Raw genomic sequence first — 19,319 nt, forward strand, 5'->3', positions numbered from 1 at the left:
CTGCCATGACCGACAGCCTGAACGCCGAACTGCTGCGGCGCGACCACCGCCACCTGGTGCACTCGCTGCACAACGAGGCCGCCCACCTGGCCGGCAATGTGTGGGTCCGCGGCGAGGGCACCGACCTGATCGACGGCGATGGCAAGCGCTACGTCGACGCGATGTCCGGCCTGTGGAACGTGACGCTGGGCTACGGTCGCCGCGAGCTGGTGGACGCGGCCACCAAGCAGATGGGCGAACTGGCCTACGCCTCGGGCTATGCCGGCAACTCCAACCTGCGCGCGCTGGAGCTGGGTGAGGTGCTGTCCGAGTGCGTCTACCCGAACATCCACCGCTTCTTCTTCACGTCCGGCGGGGGCGAGTCCACCGACAGCACCATCAAGACGGCGCGCTACTACTGGAAGGCGATGGGGCGGCCCGGCAAATTCAAGACCATCAGCCTGCTGGGCGGCTACCACGGCGTCACGCTGGCCGCGATGTGCGCCACCGGCATGCCGGCCTACTGGCCCGCCTTCGAGCCGCGCATGACGGGCTTCGCGCACATCCCCAACCACGACGTCTACCGCTACTCGGTGCCGCCGGGCGCCGACCCCGACACCGCCGCCGCCGACGAACTCGAGCGCGCCATCCTGGCCGAGGGGCCGGACAGCGTGGCGCTGTTCATCGCCGAGCCGGTGATGGGCGGCGGGGCCTACGTGCCGCCGCTCGGGTACTTCAAGCGCATCCGCGAGATCTGCGACAAGTACGACGTGCTCTTCGCGGCCGACGAGGTGATCACCGGCTTCGGCCGCACCGGCCGCCTGTTCGCGCTCGACCACTGGGGCGTCACGCCCGACCTGGTGCAGTTCGCCAAGGGCATCACCAGCGGCTATGTCCCGCTCGGCGGCATCGGCCTGTCGGACAAGGTGGCGGCGGTCTTCGACCGCCCCGGCGCCGACACCTGGATGCACTGCTACACCTACAGCGGCCACCCGGTGGCCTGCGCGGTGGCGCTGGCCGCCATCGACGTGGTGCAGCGCGAAGGGCTGGTGGCGCGTGCGGCCACGCTGGGCGAGCGGCTGCATGCGGGCCTGCGCGAGACCCTGGCCAGCCACCCGCACGTGGGCGACATCCGGGGCCTGGGCCTGATCGCCGCGGTGGAACTGGTGGAGGACCGCGGCCGCAAGGCCAGCTTCGACCCGGCACGCAAGATCGGCCCGCAGGTGCTGGCCGAGTTGCGCCGCCTGGGCGTCATCACCCGCGGGCGCGGGGACACGCTGTACCTGGGGCCGGCGCTGGTGAGCGACGAGGCCACCGTCGACCGCATCGTCACGGCCGTGGCCGAGGCGGTGACCACGGTGCTGCCGCGCTGAGCGCGCCGCCGCCGGCCCACGCGGGCGGCTCGACCGGCTCACCGGCAGAGTGAGCAGGCGCCTGCCTGGCGGGTGCCCGTGCAGCGGTTCAGCGCGCGGTCAGCGCTCGACGGCGGCGCGCCGGCGGCGGGCCCAGCCCAGCAGCGCCAGGCCGGCGACCATCATCCCGGCGGCGCCGGGTTCGGGCACCGGGGCCAGGGCCGGGTCCAGCCGCAGCTGCAGGTTGTCCATCACGAACAGGTTGCGGTCGGTGGTCTCGCCGCCGGCCTTGAAGTTCGCGAAGGTGAAACTGTGCAGCGGGCCCAGCGCGGCGGTGTCGGTGACGGTGGCGAACACGAGCGGCTGCGCGACATCGGTAGCGCCGTCGATCTTCAGGTTGTAGACGATCTGCGTCCCGATGCCGCTCGGGCTGGCGGCGTCGTAGGTGCGCACCACGAAGTCGAAGACGATGTTGCCGCCGAACTGCAGCTTGCGGAAGTCGACGCTGTCCAGGAAGAACGGATTGCCGAAGTAGTCGACGGTGAAGGTGCCGATGCCGCCGAGCCGCAGTTCGTTGTTGTTGACCAGCGGCGTCGAGGTGGTCTGTCCGTACCAGCCATCGCCCCAGTTCAGCCCGCCCGGCGTGGGTGCCAACGTGGTGAGCTGGACGAAGCTGTTGACGGCCAGATCGCCCCAGTTCGACTCGAAATCCAGCGACACCGGCTGCACGGCGGCGTGCGCCGGCAGCACTGCGGCGGCCAGCAGCCAGGGCAGAAGGAAGGTCGGGGAGGCGGTACAGCGGGTCATGGGTGCTCCAAGCGCAGGAGGTGGATTGCGGTCGATGCTGCTGGCGAGCAGGCCATGAACCGACGCAACAGAGCGAGAAAGCCGCGTCAGATACGTGATGTCGCCCACGCCCCCTCGAATCAGGGGGGTGGCCGACCATCGGTTCACCGTCCGCCGATCGGAGCGCGTCAGCCCGGCAGGCTCTTCAAGGCCTGCGCCAGCTCGGCCGCGCCCCACACCGCGATGCGATGTTCGGCCGCGAAGGCCCGCGCGCTGTCGCTCAGCGGGCCCAGGCCGATGTACAGCGCGTCGGGGGCGTCGGTGGCGTCGCGAGCGGTCTGCAATGTGCGCAAGGGCTCCAGGCCGGTGTGGGCGGACTTCCAGCGGCGCGCGCTCACCAGCATGAGGCGGCCCTTTCGCTCCAGCTCGAAGTCTGCGCCCGAGGCGCCGCCCTGGCGCACCGTGTAGCCATCCTGCCGGAAGGTCTGCGCCAGCAGCGCCGAGAAGGCCGGCCAGGCCATCGCGGCCACGGCCTGGTGCGTCTGCTCGATGCGCGCGCTGCTGGGCAGGTGCCACTGGCGCCGCGCGGCGATGATGGCGATCACTGCGAAGGGCAGGCCCGACATCGCGCCGACGACGCGGAACTCGGCCGGGAACAGGGCCGCGCACACCAGGCCGACCACCGCGAAGATGAGCAGGCTGATCCACCACGGCTTGCGCAGCAGGATCGCGAACAGCGAGTTCTCCGACATCTTGAGCTTCAAGCGGGTCTCCGGGGGCGGTCGTCGTGGACCCGCGATGGTAGGGGCTGCCGCGGGCCCGCGCCGCCCATGCGGCGCCGATCGCACGGGCGGCCGTAGACTGGCCGCCCCGCACCGACCTGCCTGCGCATCCGACGATGGCCCTGAACACCTGGTTGTTGTATTTCGTCGCGGCCGTCGGCCTGTCGCTCACGCCCGGGCCCAACAGCCTGCTGGTGCTGACGCATGGCGCCCTGCACGGCCACCGCCGCACGCTGTTCACCATCGGCGGCGGTGCGCTCGGCTTCCTGGCGCTGATCGCACTGTCGATGGCCGGCATCGGCGCGCTGCTCGAGACCTCGGCCCATGCGCTGGCCGTGCTCAAGCTGCTGGGCGGCGCCTACCTGGTGTGGCTGGGCGTGCAGCTCTGGCGTGCGCCTGCGCTGCAACTCGATCCGGCCGCCCCGAGGGCCGATGCGCGCGGCGCCACGCTGTTCCGCCAGGGGCTGCTGACGGCGGTGTCGAATCCGAAGGCGCTGCTCTTCTACGGCGCCTTCCTGCCGCAGTTCATCGACCCCGCGCGCGACCTGCTGCTGCAGTTCGTCGTCATGGCCATCGTCTTCGTGCTGGTCGAGATCGTCGTCGAGATCCTGCTGGCGCGGCTGGCCCACCGCATCCGCCCGGCGTTGCAGCGGGCCGGGCGGCGCTTCAACCGCGCCTGCGGCGGCATGTTCGTGGCCATGGGCCTGGCACTGCCGATGACGCGCTGAGACCGTCGGCGCGCCGGACCCCAGCGCCGATGCAGGCCGCTCACCTGGCGTGATGTGCGTCAAACCGGCATGGTGGCAAGCGTCCGCGGCATTACCATGGACCCTGGAGGGGCACATGGCCCGTGCACGGCGGTCTGGCAAGTGAGCAAGCGACACCTTCTCGGCGGCGCGGTGGCCGCGCTCGTCGTCGAGCAGGGCCGGGCCGCCGCGGAACCGAAGCGCCTGCGCTACGGCGGCGATGCCGGGTTCGCCCCTTTTGAATCGCTGGACGGCCAGGGCCGGCCCCAAGGCTTCCAGATTGACCTGCTGGCGGACCTGGGGGCGCTGATGGGCGTGCAGTTCGACATCGCGCTGCAGCCCTGGGCGCAGACCGAGGCCGCCTTTCGCCAGGGCCGTGTCGACCTGGTGGCCATGGTGGACACCGCCTCGCGGCGCCAGTGGGCGCATTTCGCCCGTGGCCACGCCACCCCGGCCATGGCGCTGTACCAGCGGCCCGGCCAGGCCCAGGCCCAGAGCCTGCAGGGGCTGGTGGGGCTGCGCATCGCGGTGCTCGATCGCGAGGCCATGCGCGACACGCTGGGCACCTGGCTGGCCGGCGTGCCGGGGCCCTTCGTGAAGGCGGCTGATGCGCGCCTGGCGCTGCTGGCCGTGCAGCAGGGCCTGGCCGACGTGGCGCTGTTGCCCCGTGCCTATGCCGATCCGCTGCTGGCCAAGGACAACGCCGGTGGCCTGGTGGCCAGCCACCTGAACCTCGCCTTGCAGGCCTATGCCTTTGCCGTCGCGCCCGGCCAGGATGCACTGCGTGCCGCCCTGCAGCAGGCCCTCGACCAACTGGAAGGCAACGGCCGCCTCGAGGCGCTGCGCCAGCGCTGGCTGAGCAGCCACCGCGACCTGGCCCAGCGCGCCGTGCTGGAGCAGGGCCTCAGCCGCCAGCGCAGCTGGACCTGGGGCCTGGCCGGCGCCTCGGCCCTGGCCGTGATGGCGCTGGGCGGCGGCCTGTGGTGGCGCGGCCGGCGCATCGCCGCCGAACGGCAGCGCCGCGCCGAGGTCGAAGCCGCGCTGCTGCGCGCCGAAGACCTGCTGGCCCGCACCTTCGCCCACCACCCCGACCCGATGCTCATCGTCGAGCGCGGCAGCGGCCTGGTGCGCGACGCCAATGCCGCGCTGCTGGCCCTGCTGGCCGCGCCGGCCGAGGCCGTGATCGGCCGCGCGCTGGCTGACCTGGACCGCCACGTGGATGGCGCCGCGCTGCACCACCTGGTGCAGTCGCTGGCCAGCGACGGTGCGCTCGCGGCCGTGCCGCTGCGGCTGCGGCGCGGCGATGGCCGCGCGCTCGACTGCCTGGTCAGCGCCGACGTGGTGGAGATCGACGGCGCGGGGCATGTCTTCTGCATCGTGCGCGACATCTCGGAGCAACTGGCCGGTGACGCGGCCCTGCGCAGCGCCTACGACGCGCTGTCCGAGCAGCTGGCGCAGTCGCGCCGCGAGCTGGAGGCCGCCCGCGAGGCACAGGCCCGTGCCGAGGGCTCGCTGAACGAGTTCACCCGCACGGTGGCGCACGACCTGAAGACGCCGCTGCACGCGGTGCAGGGCTTCGCCGGCCTGCTGCGTCAGCGCCTGGTGGCCGGCCATGTGCAGGAGGCGCTGAAGCACACCGAGCACATCGAGCGCGCCGCGCGGCGCATGAACTCGATGATCGATTCGCTGGCACGTCTGGCCCAGGTGGCGCGCCAGCCCCTGCAGCGCCGGCCGGTGGACATGCGGCAGCTGGCGCAGGACACGTGGGCGCTGCAGTCGTCGTCGCACCCCGAGCGTCGGGCCGAGTGCCGCATCGAGGATCTGCTGCCGACACAGGCCGACCCCGACCTGGCCGCCCAGGTGTGGCAGAACCTGCTCGAGAACGCTGCGAAGTACAGCGCCGACGTGGCGCAGCCGAAGGTGCGCGTGGACAGCTGGCGCGACGAACGCGGCACCTGGTACCGCGTCACCGACAACGGCGACGGTTTCGACATGGCCCGCGCCCAGGCGCTGTTCCAGCCCTTCCAGCGCATGCACGCCGGCGGCCGTTTCGAAGGCACCGGCGTCGGCCTGAGCGTGGTGCGGCGCATCGTCGATCACCATGGCGGCGAGGTGCGCCTGCGCAGCGCCCCCGGCGTGGGCACGGTGGCCGAGTTCACGCTCGATCCGGCGCCGACGGCGCCGGGGTGATCCAGCCGATGGCGCGTCGTCGGCGTCCGGGCGCTCCAGCGAGGCGCCACGCGCGCCGTGGGCCCCTGCCCGAACGCGCAGCAGCCGGCCGGCGACGCGCCCACCTGTGGTCTGCACCCCTCGACGGGGCTGTCAAGCTGCGGCAAGCTCGGGGGCAGGGCGTGTCGGAGCGAGGTGTGCATTGACGGAACAGATCGCGGCCAAGCGGCGCAGGGACGATGGGGGGCTGTGCCGGGGGGCCGTGAGCGCGGTGGCGGCGTTCGCGCTGACCTGTGCGCTCGTGACGGTCGTGGCCGTGGGCGCATCGCCCGCCTGGGCGCAGCCGCTGGACCTGCCGGCGGCCGCGCCGGCCAAGGACGACACCGCGGCTGCCCCCGCCGCCATCGGCTCGACCGCCTCGCCCGAGGAGGCCGCGACGGTGTCGTTGAACAACCGCCGCATCGTCAGCTTCCGCGCCACGCTGCTCGGCGATTCGCCGGCCGAGCGGGCCGCGATGGCGCGCGAGGCACTGAAGGCCGCGGTGGCCCAAGGCAGCGCCGGCGTGGTCACGCGGACGGCGGCCGGCGAGGCGGTGCGCTTCGAGCTGGACGGCACCACGCTCTTCTTCCTCGTGCCCGACGACGTGCCCGGCCCGCGGCCCGTGGCGATGCTGGACGCGGCGGCACAGAAGACCGAGGCGCGGCTGCGCATGGCCGTGCAGGAGGCCCGCGAGGCCACCGACCCGCGGCGCCTGGCGCTGGGGGCGGCCTGGGCCGCCGGTGCCAGCGTGCTGGCGTTCTTGCTGTGGCGGCTGCTCTTCGCACTGCGGCGCCGCGTGGTGGCGCGGCTCGACAGCCAGCTCGAGCGCTGGCAGCGCGACCATCCCGGCAAGAGCGTGGTCAACACCTACGCCGACCATGCGCAGACGGCGGCCCGTTCCACCGCCACCGCGCTCACCTGGGGCCTGGCGCTGCTGCTGGCCGACGTCTGGGTCACCTTCGTGCTGCGGCAGTTCGCCTACACCCGGCCGTGGGGCGAGCGCTCGACCGCCTGGCTGCTGGACGTGCTGCAGCAGTTTGCGCTGGCCGCCGCCGGCGCGGTGCCGGGGCTGCTGACTGCCGCGCTGATCTTCGTCATCGCCCGGCTCATCACGCGCACCAATTCGCTGTTCATGCGCCGGGTGGAGCGCGGCGACGTGCACGTCGGCTGGCTCGACCGCGACACCGCCGGGCCGACGCGCCGCCTGGGCAACTTCGTCATCTGGCTGTTCGCGCTGGCCCTGGCCTACCCCTTCCTGCCGGGGGCCAGCAGCGAGGCCTTCAAGGGCGTGTCGGTGCTGGCCGGCCTGATGCTGTCGCTGGGCGCCTCGGGCGTGGTGGGGCAGGTGGTCTCGGGCCTGAGCCTGATGTACTCGCGCACGCTGCGCGTCGGCGAATACGTGAAGATCGGCGATGTCGAGGGCACGGTCACGCTGGTGGGCATGTTCGCCACCAAGGTCCACACCGGCCTGGGCGAGGAGGTGAGCCTGCCCAACGCGGTGGTCTTCAGCCAGTCGGTGCGCAACTTCTCGCGCCTGGTGCAGGACGGTCAGTTCGTGCTGCACACGCCGCTGACCATCGGCTACGGCACGCCCTGGCGCCAGGTGCATGCGATGCTGCTCGAGGCGGCGCGGCGCACGCCGGGCGTGGCGCAGGAGCCGCCGCCCTACGTGATGCAGACGGCCTTGTCGGACTTCTACGTCGAGTACCGGCTCTGCGCCCAGGCCGACCGCGGTGCCCCGCGCCGCCGCGCCGAGGCCATGAACCAGCTGCACGGAAACATCCAGGACGTGTTCAACGAGCACGGCGTGCAGATCATGTCGCCGCACTACCGATCCGACCCGCTCGAACCGCAGGTGGTGCCGCCGGCGAAGTGGTTCACGCCCCCAGCGAAGGCTCAACCGGCCGATCCGGCGCCGCCGGCCTGAAGGCGTCGACCCCGCGCCGCTGCCTCAGAACTTGCGCACCTCGATGCGGTTCTTCTGCAGCGCGTAGCCCAGCTGCCGCGGCGTGACCTTCAGCAGCCGGGCGGCCTTGGCCTGCACCCAGCCGCACTGCTCCATGGCCCAGATCAGGCGGTCGCGCTCGCCGTCGGGCGGCTCGTTGCCGAAGCTGCGCGGGCTGCTCACGTGCTCGGTGGGGCCGATGCGGATCACGTCGTCGCCGTCGGGCGGCGCGTCGTCGTCGACCGCGTGGCCACCGTCGTCGTCTTCGTGCGGATGGCCGTGGGCGTGGCCGCCGCCGTGGTGGCTGCCGTTGTGGGCCGGCGAGTGTCCGCCCGAAGGCTGGCCGGGGTGGCTGCCCGGGGGCGGCAGGCGCGACACCGGCCCCGACATCGGCACCGGTGCAGCCGCGGCCACCGCATCGGCCTTGTCCAGGAAGTGCAGCGTCTGCGTCAGGCAGCGGTTCTGCTTGCAGGGGAAGGCGAACTCGCGGATCACGTCGCCATTGACCATCGTGGCGGTGCGCTCGATGCAGTTCTCGAGCTCGCGCACGTTGCCCGGCCAGTAGCAGCTCGAGAGCACCTTCATCGCCTCGGGCGTCACCTTGAGCTGGCGGCGGTTCTCCTTGTTGAAGCGGTCGACGAAGTGCGTCACCAGCGGCGGGATGTCGGCGCGGCGCTCGCGCAGCGGCGGCAGGAAGATGCTGACCACGTTGATGCGGTAGTACAGGTCGGCGCGGTAGTCGCCGCGCTGCACCATCTTCTCGAGGTCGCGGTTGGTGGCGCAGATCAGGCGCACGTCCACCTTCACCGCCTTGGTGCCGCCGACGCGTTCGAACTCGCGCTCCTGCAGCACGCGCAGCAGCTTGGCCTGGAAACCCGGCGAGATGTCGCCGATCTCGTCGAGGAACAGCGTGCCGCCGTGGGCCAGCTCGAAGCGGCCCTTTCGGTCGCCGATGGCACCGGTGAAGGCACCCTTCTCGTGGCCGAACAGCTCGCTTTCGAGCAGCGATTCGGTGAGCGCCGCGCAGTTCACCTTGATGAAGGGCGCGTCCTTGCGCGGGCTCTGGAAGTGGATGGCCCGCGCGATGGCCTCCTTGCCGGTGCCGCTCTCGCCGCGCAGCAGCACCGTGGCGCGCGACGGTGCGGCCTGGTGCACCTCGTTGAACACCTTCTGCATCGGGCGCGATTCGCCGATCACGTTCTCGATCGAGTGGCGGCCGCGCGGTTCGCGGGCCAGGGCCTTCTGCAGCCGGGTGGTCTCCTGCTGCAGGCGCTGGTGCTCGTCGCGCACGGCGCTGTGCAGGCCCACGGCCTGGGCCAGCAGCGTGGCCACCATGGTGAGGATGCGCTGGTCGTCGGACAGACGCGCGGCGCCGCTCACCTCGCGCTGCGCGGCGAGCACGCCCACCACGCCGCGGTCGGTCTTGAGCGGCACCACCACGAAGGCCATCATGCGGTCGGGCTGCCCGCCGAAGGCGCCCGTGCGGTCGATGAACTCGTCGGCCTGCGCCACATCTGGCACCACGATGGGCATGCCCGACGCATAGACATGGCCGATCACGCCCTCGCCGTACTGCCAATGGCCACGGGTCTCCTGGTCGCGGTCGAGGCCGACCGAGCTGTGCACGCGCAGGCGGACGTCGTCGTCATCGCCCTGGCCGGCCATCACGATCATGGCGCGGGGCAGCGCCAGGTGCGCCGCCAACACGTTGAGCGAGGCGCGGAAGGTGCGCGCGATGTCGAGCGAAGCGCCGAGGATTCGGCAGATTTCGTAGACGGTGATCAGCTCGACATGCGAGCGGTCTGTGGTCGACGTACGGGCCAGCATCACGCACCTCTTTCGTCCAGTGTGAGCGGCCCGCCGGTGCGGCGCGCCGTCCGCCAGTGCATGCCGCGCATCGTTGTCGGGCGCGCGGCGCCGCACGGCGGGCCTGTCGGACGTCAAGTGCAAGAAGCACGCCGGATCGGGCCACCGCGGACCCGGCGCAGGGCACGGACCACCCAATCTTGATGCATGTCAAGAAATGGGGCGCGTCCGTGCGTGTCAGCGCGCGCCGATGCGCCGCCGGGCGGCGGGGCCGGCAGGGTCGCGGTCGGTGCGGTTGGCGGAGCAACCGGCGGTGCGGGCGGTGACGGGGCCGGCGCGGTGTCCGGCCCGCCCGGGGACTACTTGGCGGTCTTCCTTGCCACCTTCTTTGCCACCGCCTTCACGGCGGGCTTGGCTGCGGCTCGCCGGGGTGCTGCCTTCTTGGCTGGTGTCGGCTTGGCGGGTGCCGGCTTGGCGGCGGCCTTCCTGGCGGCCACCGGCTTGGCGGGTGCGGCCTTGGCCACGGCCTTCGTCACGGCGGCCTTCGTGCTGCCGGCCGTCTTCTTCAGCGCCTTGGCCTCCTTCTCGACCGCCTTCTTCGCGGCCTTGGCCTTGCGCTCGACGCTCAACTGCAGCGCCGCCAACTGCCGCGACGCGTCGCGCTGCGTGGATTCGAGCTTCTTCTCGGCCGCGACCACGGCCTTGCGTGCGGCGGCGGTGGCCTTCTTCAATTGCTTCTCGGCCTTGCCCAGTTCGGCTTCGGCCATCTTCACCAGTCCGCCGATGCGGCGCTGGACCTGGTCGCGCTGTTTCAGCACCTTCTTGCGGGCCTTGCCCACGCCTGCGGCGACGGCGTCGCCCACGGCCTCCACCTTGTGCGACAGCGCGGTGCCGACTTCCTTCGCCGCCTTGCTGAGGTGCCCGGTGGCTTGTGCGAGTTCCGACTTCTTGGGTTGGCGAGTGGCCATGGTGGTCCTTCTCAGGGTGGTGGTTGCCCGCATCATCTCCGCTGCCCGGCCCATCACCGTTGAGCGGACGCCGCCAACGCGCGCGCAGGCCCCGGAGTGGTGCGCAAGCGCAACACTGCAGCGCCCGTGACACCGAATCGGCCCGGGTCGCGAGCTCGCGACCCTGCCCGGCCAGGGCAATGCCGTTGGGCCGCAGCGCCACCCCGTGCCGCCGATCGGCCATCGCGCGACCGAGGAATAAACCCTGTTTGACGCATGTTTGATCTACGGCGCCGGGCGGCGCACACTGGCCGCCCCCGGACTGGCCGGCTCAGCGACAAGCGAGGGTCGACGAACCCTCGACCCACCCAGAGGAGACACCCATGGAAACCGTTCAAGGCTTGCGGCTCGTCGATCTGACCATCGAGGCGCCCGACGATGCGTCGGCCCGACTGAAGCAGCGCCGCTCGATGTTGCGCACGGCCGGCATGGCCGCCTTCGCGGCCAGTGCCACCGGCCAGGTCTTCGCCCAGGCGACCGACCGTTATGCCGCCGACGCGCCGCCGGTGCGTTACCCGGAGCCCGACGTCATCGGCCTGGACAAGCGCTTCAAGTACAAGCTGGGCAACACCCCCATCGTGCGGCTGTACCGCGGCACGATGTGGGCCGAGGGCCCGGCCTGGAACGGCGCCGCGCGCTGCCTGGTGTGGAGCGACATCCCGAACAACGAGGTGCTGCGCTGGTCCGAGGAAGACGGCCATGTCGGCCGGCGCTTCCGCTACCCGTCGGGCAACGCCAACGGCAACACCTTCGATGCGCAGGGCCGGCAGATCTCGTTCTGCCACGGCACGCGCAACGTGGTCCGCTACGAGCACAGCGGCAAGGTCACCGTGCTGGCCGACCGGGCCAACGGCAAGGAACTCAACGCGCCCAACGACGGCGCGGTGCACCCGGACGGCTGGCTGTTCTTCACCGACCCCGGCTACGGCAGCCTGATGGAATACGAAGGCAACCGCCTGCCGTCCAGCGCCAGCAGCCCTCAGCCCATCCAGAAGGAGGCCGTCTACCGCATCGATGCCCCGGGGCAGCTCGAAAAGGTGGCCGACGAGCCGTTCAAGCCGAACGGCATCTGCTTCTCGCCTGATTACAAGAAGTGCTATGTCGCCGACACCGGCATCTCGCACTACCCCAACGCCAAGAGCGTGATCTGGGTCTACGACGTCGACGGCAAGCGCCTGCGCAATGCCAGGGTGTTTGCCGAGATGACGTTCAACGGCAAGGTCGGCTTTGCCGATGGCATCCGCTGCGACGAGGACGGCAACGTCTGGGCCGGCATGGGCTGGGCCGGCGACGGCTTCGACGGCGTGCACGTGTTCGCCCCCGACGGCGTGCGCATCGGCTGGATCCGCATGCCGGAGATCATCGCCAACGTGTGCTTCGGCGGCAGCAAGCGCAACCGGCTGTTCATGTGCGGCAGCCAGTCGCTCTACGCCGTCTACGTGGAGACGCGCGGCGGCACGCCGACCTGAGCGCTGAGCGCTGAGCGCACCCACCTGGGCGGCGCCGAAGCCTGCGCCGCCGCCCGGCCGCCGGAGGGCGGTCAGGCGGTCGCGCGCGCGGCGATCAGCTTCTCGAGCTCGACGACGTGCTGCGCCTCCTCGTCCGCGAATTCGCGGGCGATGGCGGACAGCTCCTGGTCGGTGGTGGACGCCGCGATGGCGGCGTAGTAGGCGTGGCCGCGCCGCTCGCTGCCGATCGCCAGCCGCAGCGCGTCGCCGGCGTCCATCTGCGCGTCGACCCCCGCCCATTCGGCGGTTTCGGGCGAGGTGCCCTCGGGCCACTCGTACTCCTCGGGCGCCATCTTCGGCAGCTCGCGGAAGCCGCCGCGCGCCTTCGCGTCGGCCAGGTGCAGCCGCGAGAAGTGCGCCATGCGCAGGAAGAAGGCCTTCAGCTCGGCGTTGCCGTCGGTCTGCATGGCCGCGGCCAGCTCTTCGTAGCGGCGCGCGGCCTCGGCCTCGAGCTGGATGGCGTGGGCCAGGAAGCGTTCGACGGCGCTGCGTTCCACACTGCTCGGGATGCCCCAGGGTGCGGTGGCGTCGTCGGGCGTGTCGTCGGCCCCGGTCGGATCATTGGAGGTCATGGTGTCAGCCGAACTTGAACAGGATGCCGTGGCCGCCGCGCGGGTACTCCCACGCGACGTTGAAGTGCTCGGTGCAGACCACGCGGCAGCTGCCGCATTCGAGGCAGCCGTCGGTGATCAGCGTGACGGTGCGGTTGCCCTCGGCCTTGTAGCAGCTGGCCGGGCAGACGTAGGTGCACGATTGCAGCTTGCAGTCGTTGGCACAGACGGCCGCGTCCTTGATGGTGATGTGCGGCCGACCGTGGTCGACCTTGTAGCGATTCTGGAACAGCTTCTCTTCGACATTGACGTTCATGACGGAACCTCTTCGTGGATCATTGCGCTGGCGCGACGCCGCCAAGCGGACGCCGCGGGACTGGCTTTGCCAGACCGCTGGCGGCGCCCCCTCGAGGGGGAGCGGCAAAGCCGCTCGGGGGTGGGCCCATCACCGGAAGGCCCTCCAGAGCTTGAGTGCGTCACCCACCAGGCCGCGAACGCGGCGGGCGGTCCTGAAACTGCCGAAGATCGCCTTCTCCTTGGCCTTCTTGTCGATGCCGTCCACCGTGAACATGGTCTTGGCGGCGCGGTTGACGAGTTCGGGGTAGGTGGTGAAGAAGTGCGGGCTGTCGTGCAGCACCTGCGGCATGTCGCGGTACTTGTGCAGGTCCTTCATCACGAAGCTCTCGTCGAGCTTGTCCTTGTAGGCCTTCAGCGTCTTGGCGGTGGGCGGCGCGCCGGCGGCCTTGGCGGCGATCACCGTCTCGGCGGCCAGGCGGCCGGTGGTCATGGCCAGGTTGCTGCCCTCGCGGTGCACCGCGTTGACGAAGCCGCCCGAGTCGCCGACGATCATCCAGCCGTCGCCGTAGACCTTGGGCACGGCGTGGAAGCCGCCCTCGGGGATCAGGTGGGCGCAGTACTCCTTCATCTCGCCGCCCTCGATCAACGGCGCGATGCTGGGGTGCTTCTTCAGCTTCTCGAGCAGCGTGTACGGCGCGGTGCGCTGCGGGTTGGCCTTGAAGTCGCTGAGCATGCAGCCCACGCCGATGGTCAGCGAATCCTTGTTGGTGTACAGGAAGCCGGTGCCCACCATGCCCTCGGTCACCGTGCCCATCATCTCGATGACCACGCCCTCGTCTTCCTTGATGTTGAAGCGCGACTGGATCACCTCTTCGGGCAGGAACAGGATCTCCTTCACCGCCAGCGCCACGTCCTTGGCCAGGATGTCGCCGTGGAAGCCAGCCTTGCGCGCCAGCGTGCTGTTCACGCCGTCGGCCAGGATCACCACGTCGGCATACACCTCGCCGCCCTGGCGGTCGCAGCGCACGCCGATGCAGCGGTTGCCGTCCATCAGCAGCTCTTCCACCGTGGTCTCGCAGATCAGCAGCGCGCCGGCGGCCCGCACCTTGCTGGAGAACCACTTGTCGAACTGCGCGCGGATGATGGTGTAGCGGTTGTACGGCGGCTTGTTGTAGTCGTCGCTGCGGTAGTGCGTGCCGACGAAGCTGTTGTCGTCGAGCACCCAGATGCGCTGCTCGATGATGTGGCGTTCGAGCGGGGCGTCGTCGCGGAAGTCGGGGATCACCTTCTCCAGCGCGTCGGAGTACAGGATGGCGCCCTGCACGTTCTTGCTGCCGGGGTACTCGCCGCGCTCGATCTGCAGCACCTTCAGCCCGGCCTTGGCCATCGTGTAGGCCGCGGTGTTGCCAGAGGGGCCCGCACCGACGACGATGGCGTCGAACTTCTCTTTGGACATGTGGTTCTCCAGTTAGGCGACTTTGCGCACGCGCTTGTCGAGGTGGGCCCGGAAGGCCTGCGTGAGCACCGGCAGCACCTGCATCGCGTTGCCGACGATGCCGTGGTGCGCGAAATCGAAGATCGGCGCGTTGGGGTCGGTGTTGATCGCGACGATCACGTCCGAGCCCTCCATGCCCACCCGGTGCTGGATCGCGCCCGACACGCCGGCGGCGATGTAGAGCTTGGGCCGCACCGTCTTGCCGGTCTGGCCCACCTGGCGCTCGGTCTCGGTCCAGCCGGCCTGCGTCACCGCGCGGGTGGCGCCCACCTCGGCGCCGAGCACGCGGGCAAGGTCCCACACCAGCTTGAAGTTGTCGGCGTTCTTCAGGCCCTTGCCGCCGGTGACGATGATGTCGGCGTAGGCCAGGTTGATCGTCTGCCGCGTCGCGTCGGGGATGAAGTCGACCAGCTTGGTGACGATGTCGGTCTCGATCATGCCCAGCGGCATCTCGACCACGTCGCCGGTGCGCGTGTCGTCGCGGCGCGGCATCTGCATCACGCGCGGCCGCACCGTGGCCATCTGCGGCCGGTAGGCCAGCGTCATGATCGTGCACAGCAGGCTGCCGCCGAAGGTGGGCCGGGTGGCGGCCAGCGCGCGGCCGTCGATGTTCAGCTCGGTGCAGTCGGCAGTGAGGCCTGTGCCCAGCGTGGTGGCCACCGAGCCGGCCAGGTCGCGGCCCATGGTGGTGGCGCCCAGCAGCATGATCTCGGGCTGGTGGGTGTTGACCAGGTCGGTCAGGCCCTTGGTGAAGGGCTCGTTGCGGTAGCCCTTGAGCACCGGGTCGCGCATGATGTAGCAGCGGTCGGCGCCGTAGGTGTAGGCCTCCTTCGCGAAGGCGTCCAGCGGCTCGGCGGGCCCGCCCAGCAGCACGCCGGCCACGCTGACCTGCAGCTTGTCGGCCAGCTTGCGGGCTTCGCCCAGCAGTTCCCAGCTCACCGGGTTGACGTGGCCTCGGTCGTGCTCGATGAAGACCCAGATGCCCTTGTAGGACTTCAGGTGTTCGGGCAGCTCGGTGTTGCGTCCGGCACGGCCGGCGGCCTTGGCGGCGGCCGGTGCGGCGGGGGTGACTGGGTTGGGGGCGGCGCTCATTTGGGGTGCTCCTACTTCAGGCCGAAAGCCGCTCGACGGTTTCTTCTTCCAGCGTCGGGTGGGTGGTGAAGATCTTCTGCAGCAGGTTCAGGCAGACGTCGTTGACGCTCGAGTCCTCGACCACCTGCATGTCGGCGCGCTCGTTGCGCGGCTTGGCGCCGAACACCTTGCTGACGATGGTGGGCGAGCCCTTGAGGCCGATCTTGGCGACGTCCTCGATGCCGGCGTCGTCCTTGCTCCACTTGCGCACCGGGCAGCGGCCGGCGCGCAGCATGTCGTCCATGGTGGCGAAGCGCATCTCGTTGGTGCCTTCGAGCATGGTGATCAGGCTGGGCAGCGTGGTGTCGAGCACCTGCACGCCGCCTTCGGCGCGCCGCTCCACCTTCAGGCGCCGCTTGTCGAGGTCGACCTCGACGATGCGGCTCACGTAGGTGAGCAGGTTCATCCCCAGCCGCTTGGCGATGCCCGGGCCCACCTGTGCGGTGTCGCCGTCGATCGTCTGCTTGCCGGTGAACACCAGGTCCACCGCCTGCTCCTGGCCGATCTTGCGGATGGCGGCGGCCAGCGCATAGCTGGTGGCCAGCGTGTCGGCGCCGGCGAAGGCGCGGTCGGTGACGAGGATGGCGTCGGTGGCCCCGAAGCTGATGCACTTGCGCAGCGCGTCCTCGGCCTGCGGCGGGCCCATGCACAGCATCGTGACGCGGCCGCCGAACTGGTCCTTCAGCCGAAGGGCCTCTTCCAGCGCGAACAGATCGTAGGGGTTGACGATGGCCGGCACCCCTTGGCGCATGATGGTGTTGGTGACCGGATGGACGCGGATCTGCGCCGAATCCGGCACCTGCTTGATGCAGACGACGATGTGCATGGAGGGGCTCCGGTGCGGTGGAAGAGGAAGGCCGCTCAGGCGGCCATCGGGCGGCGTTGGGCCAGGCTGTCGAGCAGCGCGCTCACCGGCACGCTCTGGCGGCCGTCGGCGTCCTGGAAGACCTTGAACACCTTCTCCTTGGCCGGCGTGGAGGCCACGAAGTCGGCATAGGCCTGCACCAGCAGTTCGCGGTAGCGGCGGAACATCTCGATCTCGTCGAGGTTCGACAGGCCCGGGGTCTTGTGCAGGTACTGGTAGAAGCGCTTCAGGATGTGCAGGCGGTTCACCTGCACGATGCGCGGCTCGTACGGCACGCCGAAGAAGTCCAGGAAGTCCTCTGCGCTGGACAGGGCCTTCAGGCGTTGGATCAGGGTCGGGTCCATGGTGGCTTGCTCCTCGTGGTTGTCGGCTGGCAGGGTGGTGGCGTGGGCGTGCGCCGGTGGGGGAACGGCGGTCATCAGGCCTGCGCCAGCGCCGGCAGGCGCGTGCAGGACTCGAGGAAGAAATGCGTGAGATCCTGGTTGGACGGCTCGCGCTTGGTGTCCATCACATGCGTGCGGATGCGCTCCAGCAGCACCGGCACATGCTCGGGCTCGAGGTGCAGGCCCAGCCTGGCATAACGGTCGATCACGGCGGCCGAACCCGAGTGCTTGCCCAGCACCAGCTGGTGCGTGCGGCCCAGTTCCTCGGGCGCGAAGGCCTCGTAGTTGCGGCGGTCCTTCAGCAGGCCGTCCACATGGATGCCCGACTCGTGGCTGAACACCGCGGCGCCGACGATGCTCTTGCCGGCGGCCACCGGGCGGCCGGAGGCGCGTGCCACCAGGGCGCTGATGCCGGTGAGCGCGGCGGTGTCGATGCCGCATTCCAGGCCGTACAGGTGGCGCAGGGCCATCACGACCTCTTCGAGCGCGGCGTTGCCGGCGCGCTCACCCAGGCCGTTGACGGTGGTGCTGGCGTGCGTGGCGCCGGCCAGCACCGCGGCCAGCGTGTTGGCGTTGGCCAGGCCCAGGTCGTCGTGGGCGTGGATCTCGATGTCGAGGTCCACCGCGCGGCGCAGCGCGGCGATGCGCTGGTGCGTCTGGAAGGGGTCGAGCAGGCCCAGCGTGTCGGCGTAGCGCACGCGCACCGCGCCGCAGCGCTGCGCCGTCTCGGCGGCCAGCGCCAGGAAGCCGGCATCGGCGCGCGAGGCGTCTTCGAAGCCCACGCTCACCACCGCGCCGGCGTCGGCCACGGTGCCCACCCAGTGGCGGATCTGCGCCAGCGCCCAGTCGCGGTCGCGGCCCAGCTTGCGGGTGAGCTGGATGTCGGACACCGGCACCGACACGTGCACGATGTCGGCGCCGCAGCGCAGCGCTGCGCTCACGTCGGGGGCGGCCATGCGCGCCCACACCATCGTGCGCGCCTGCCGCGTCGATGCGGCGATGGCGGTGATCAACTCCACCTCGTGCGCGCCCATCGCCGGGATGCCGATCTCCATCTCCGGCACCCCCGCGGCGTCCAGCGCGGCAGCGATGGCCAGCTTCTCGTCGTCGCTGAAGGCCACGCCCGCGGTCTGCTCGCCATCACGCAGGGTGGTGTCGTTGATCGTGACGGGGGGCGGGTCTTGCGGGCGGCGGTTCATGGCGGCTCCAGGCATCTGGACAGAGGCGATTGCAAGCGTTGTGCCACCGCCTGCCGCCACGCCAAGTGCTTGATCCGATGCACTTTTTTGCCGGTGGGCCGGGTGTGTGGGGATTGTTCGGTTGCCGACAGCGCGGCGGCCGCGGTGCGATACCGACACGGCGCCGCAGCGCCCCGCATTGATTGCGCGCACTGCGCGACCGGCCACGCGCGGCCATCATCGGCAGGCGGGGCTGGCTTGGTGGCAGACCTGGGCTGCGGCGGCCGCCCCCAGTGAAGCAAGGCCGTGAGTTCGCTCGAGCACGGCCGCGCCCCATCGCTGTCAGGCCCATGGCTCCCCTCGAACGATCCAGCCCACCCGCACCAACACCAGCCCACCGACCGCCGACCATGTCGATCCACCGGCCTGCACCCGCCCTGTTGTTCCCCGGCGTCCTCGCGCTGCTGGTCGGCTTGGCCGTGGCCCTGCGGTGGGAGACGGTGATGCAGTTGTTCTTCATGGTCGGCCTGGTGCCGGCGATGGCCGCCTGTGCCTGGGGCGCCGCCTGGCTATGGCGGGCCAGTGCCCAGCTGGCGGTGCGTTGGCGGGTGCGGGCGGTGGCCGTGGCCACGGCGCTGTGGCTGGTGCTGCTGCTGGGCTTCTCGGTGGGGCCCTGGCACGCGACCGAGGGCGTGGTGGCCGCCGGGTCCATCGTGCTCGGGCTGGCATCGGCCCTGCTGGCCCTGGCCGAATGGCGCGGCCCGCGTGTGGCGGTGGCCTGGGCGCTGGCCCTGGCGATGCAGTTCGGCCTGTACGTGGCGCTCGATGCCCAGCCCGGCCTGGCCGCCGCCCGCACCGAGCTGGCCGCGGTCGAACAGCAGATCACGCAGGCAACAGGCACGCCCGCCTGGGCCCACGAAGGCCAGGCGCTTGTTCGCCGCAAGGCGCAGCACGAGGCCACCATCGAGGCCCTGCTGGCCGAGCGCTGGCAACGCCTGGGCCGTGTGCCGCTGCAATGCGCCGCGGTGTCGCTGCTGCTGGGCGCGCTGATGCGCCGCCGCCTCGAGCCGCTGGGCCTGGCGTTCTTCATCGCAGCCGGCCTGCAGGCCCTGCTGGGGCTCAGCCACCTCGCCACGGTGGCGCCGCAGTGGTGACCTGGGCGCGGTCGTTGTCTTCGGGCTGATTGCAGCCGGTCGTTCCGTCCGACGATCCGCGCGGTGCGGTGCGGTGCGGCGCGGCGCGGCCCGGCGCGACAGGCGGCAGCCGACGGTGGCGCTGACTGTGGCGGTCGGCTGCGCCG

Annotated in this window: 17 protein-coding genes; 6 read left to right on the plus strand and 11 right to left on the minus strand. The window is 71.0% G+C overall.

From position 1 onward, the window contains the following. The first annotated feature begins 5 nt into the window (after positions 1-5). A complete protein-coding gene (locus tag EOINJALH_RS23125) occupies positions 6-1,352 on the plus strand; it encodes an aspartate aminotransferase family protein (RefSeq protein ID WP_088284568.1) in 1,347 nt (448 codons plus the stop codon). Between the two features lie 99 nt (positions 1,353-1,451). Here the strand turns inward: EOINJALH_RS23125 and EOINJALH_RS23130 are convergent, their stop codons facing one another. Together EOINJALH_RS23130 and EOINJALH_RS23135 are read right to left on the minus strand one after the other, a co-directional pair. Further along, on the minus strand, positions 1,452-2,138 hold the full coding sequence (locus tag EOINJALH_RS23130; protein ID WP_088284570.1) for a PEP-CTERM sorting domain-containing protein: 687 nt from the start codon (positions 2,136-2,138) through the stop codon (positions 1,452-1,454). Between the two features lie 167 nt (positions 2,139-2,305). Next, the gene (locus tag EOINJALH_RS23135; RefSeq protein WP_234413999.1) at positions 2,306-2,881 is read right to left on the minus strand and encodes a restriction endonuclease; all 576 of its coding nucleotides are present in this window, start codon (positions 2,879-2,881) and stop codon (positions 2,306-2,308) included. A gap of 134 nt (positions 2,882-3,015) precedes the next feature. On the opposite strand from EOINJALH_RS23135, the gene EOINJALH_RS23140 reads away from it, so the two are divergent. The 3 genes from EOINJALH_RS23140 (at position 3,016) to EOINJALH_RS23150 (ending at position 7,780) form a co-directional block, all read left to right on the plus strand. Further along, entirely contained in the window at positions 3,016-3,627 is a 612-nt protein-coding gene (locus EOINJALH_RS23140; RefSeq protein ID WP_088284572.1) for a LysE family translocator, read from the plus strand. A 141-nt stretch (positions 3,628-3,768) separates the two neighbouring features. Beyond that, entirely contained in the window at positions 3,769-5,835 is a 2,067-nt protein-coding gene (locus EOINJALH_RS23145; RefSeq protein ID WP_158219859.1) for an ATP-binding protein, read from the plus strand. Between the two features lie 280 nt (positions 5,836-6,115). Further along, on the plus strand, positions 6,116-7,780 hold the full coding sequence (locus EOINJALH_RS23150) for a mechanosensitive ion channel family protein (RefSeq protein ID WP_158219860.1): 1,665 nt from the start codon (positions 6,116-6,118) through the stop codon (positions 7,778-7,780). Positions 7,781-7,804: 24 nt separating this feature from the next. Here EOINJALH_RS23150 and nifA read toward each other — a convergent pair whose 3' ends face one another. Next, positions 7,805-9,625 carry a nif-specific transcriptional activator NifA gene (gene nifA / locus EOINJALH_RS23155; RefSeq protein ID WP_088284578.1) on the minus strand — a complete coding sequence of 607 codons (1,821 nt, stop codon included), beginning with the start codon at positions 9,623-9,625 and terminating at the stop codon, positions 7,805-7,807. Between the two features lie 338 nt (positions 9,626-9,963). Next, a complete protein-coding gene (locus EOINJALH_RS23160; RefSeq protein WP_088284580.1) occupies positions 9,964-10,572 on the minus strand; it encodes a histone in 609 nt (202 codons plus the stop codon). Positions 10,573-10,934: 362 nt separating this feature from the next. Here EOINJALH_RS23160 and EOINJALH_RS23165 point away from each other — a divergent pair, with 362 nt between their 5' ends. Continuing rightward, a complete protein-coding gene (locus EOINJALH_RS23165; RefSeq protein ID WP_088284582.1) occupies positions 10,935-12,080 on the plus strand; it encodes an SMP-30/gluconolactonase/LRE family protein in 1,146 nt (381 codons plus the stop codon). 71 nt (positions 12,081-12,151) lie between these two features. Here EOINJALH_RS23165 and EOINJALH_RS23170 read toward each other — a convergent pair whose 3' ends face one another. The 7 genes from EOINJALH_RS23170 to nifV all read right to left on the minus strand — a co-directional run bounded on the left by EOINJALH_RS23170 (position 12,152) and on the right by nifV (position 18,040). Further along, positions 12,152-12,691: a ferritin family protein gene (locus EOINJALH_RS23170; protein WP_144290137.1), complete on the minus strand. Its 540-nt coding sequence runs from the start codon at positions 12,689-12,691 to the stop codon at positions 12,152-12,154. Between the two features lie 4 nt (positions 12,692-12,695). Continuing rightward, positions 12,696-12,986 (minus strand): ferredoxin family protein, encoded by a 291-nt coding sequence (locus EOINJALH_RS23175; protein WP_088284584.1) that lies wholly within the window; start codon positions 12,984-12,986, stop codon positions 12,696-12,698. A 129-nt stretch (positions 12,987-13,115) separates the two neighbouring features. Then, a complete protein-coding gene (locus EOINJALH_RS23180; protein WP_088284586.1) occupies positions 13,116-14,423 on the minus strand; it encodes an FAD-binding protein in 1,308 nt (435 codons plus the stop codon). 12 nt (positions 14,424-14,435) lie between these two features. Further along, the gene (locus EOINJALH_RS23185; RefSeq protein WP_088284588.1) at positions 14,436-15,554 is read right to left on the minus strand and encodes an electron transfer flavoprotein subunit alpha/FixB family protein; all 1,119 of its coding nucleotides are present in this window, start codon (positions 15,552-15,554) and stop codon (positions 14,436-14,438) included. Positions 15,555-15,570: 16 nt separating this feature from the next. Further along, positions 15,571-16,419, minus strand: a complete 849-nt coding sequence (locus EOINJALH_RS23190; RefSeq protein ID WP_088284590.1) for an electron transfer flavoprotein subunit beta/FixA family protein — start codon at positions 16,417-16,419, stop codon at positions 15,571-15,573. Between the two features lie 35 nt (positions 16,420-16,454). Next, on the minus strand, positions 16,455-16,802 hold the full coding sequence (gene nifW / locus EOINJALH_RS23195) for a nitrogenase stabilizing/protective protein NifW (protein WP_088284610.1): 348 nt from the start codon (positions 16,800-16,802) through the stop codon (positions 16,455-16,457). A gap of 74 nt (positions 16,803-16,876) precedes the next feature. Then, the gene (gene nifV, locus EOINJALH_RS23200; protein ID WP_088284592.1) at positions 16,877-18,040 is read right to left on the minus strand and encodes a homocitrate synthase; all 1,164 of its coding nucleotides are present in this window, start codon (positions 18,038-18,040) and stop codon (positions 16,877-16,879) included. Positions 18,041-18,429: 389 nt separating this feature from the next. On the opposite strand from nifV, the gene EOINJALH_RS23205 reads away from it, so the two are divergent. Then, a complete protein-coding gene (locus EOINJALH_RS23205; protein ID WP_088284594.1) occupies positions 18,430-19,173 on the plus strand; it encodes a hypothetical protein in 744 nt (247 codons plus the stop codon). The last annotated feature ends 146 nt before the right edge of the window (positions 19,174-19,319 follow it).

The sequence above is a fragment of the Ideonella sp. A 288 genome, assembly GCF_002198735.1.
Classification (GTDB): domain Bacteria; phylum Pseudomonadota; class Gammaproteobacteria; order Burkholderiales; family Burkholderiaceae_C; genus Pseudaquabacterium.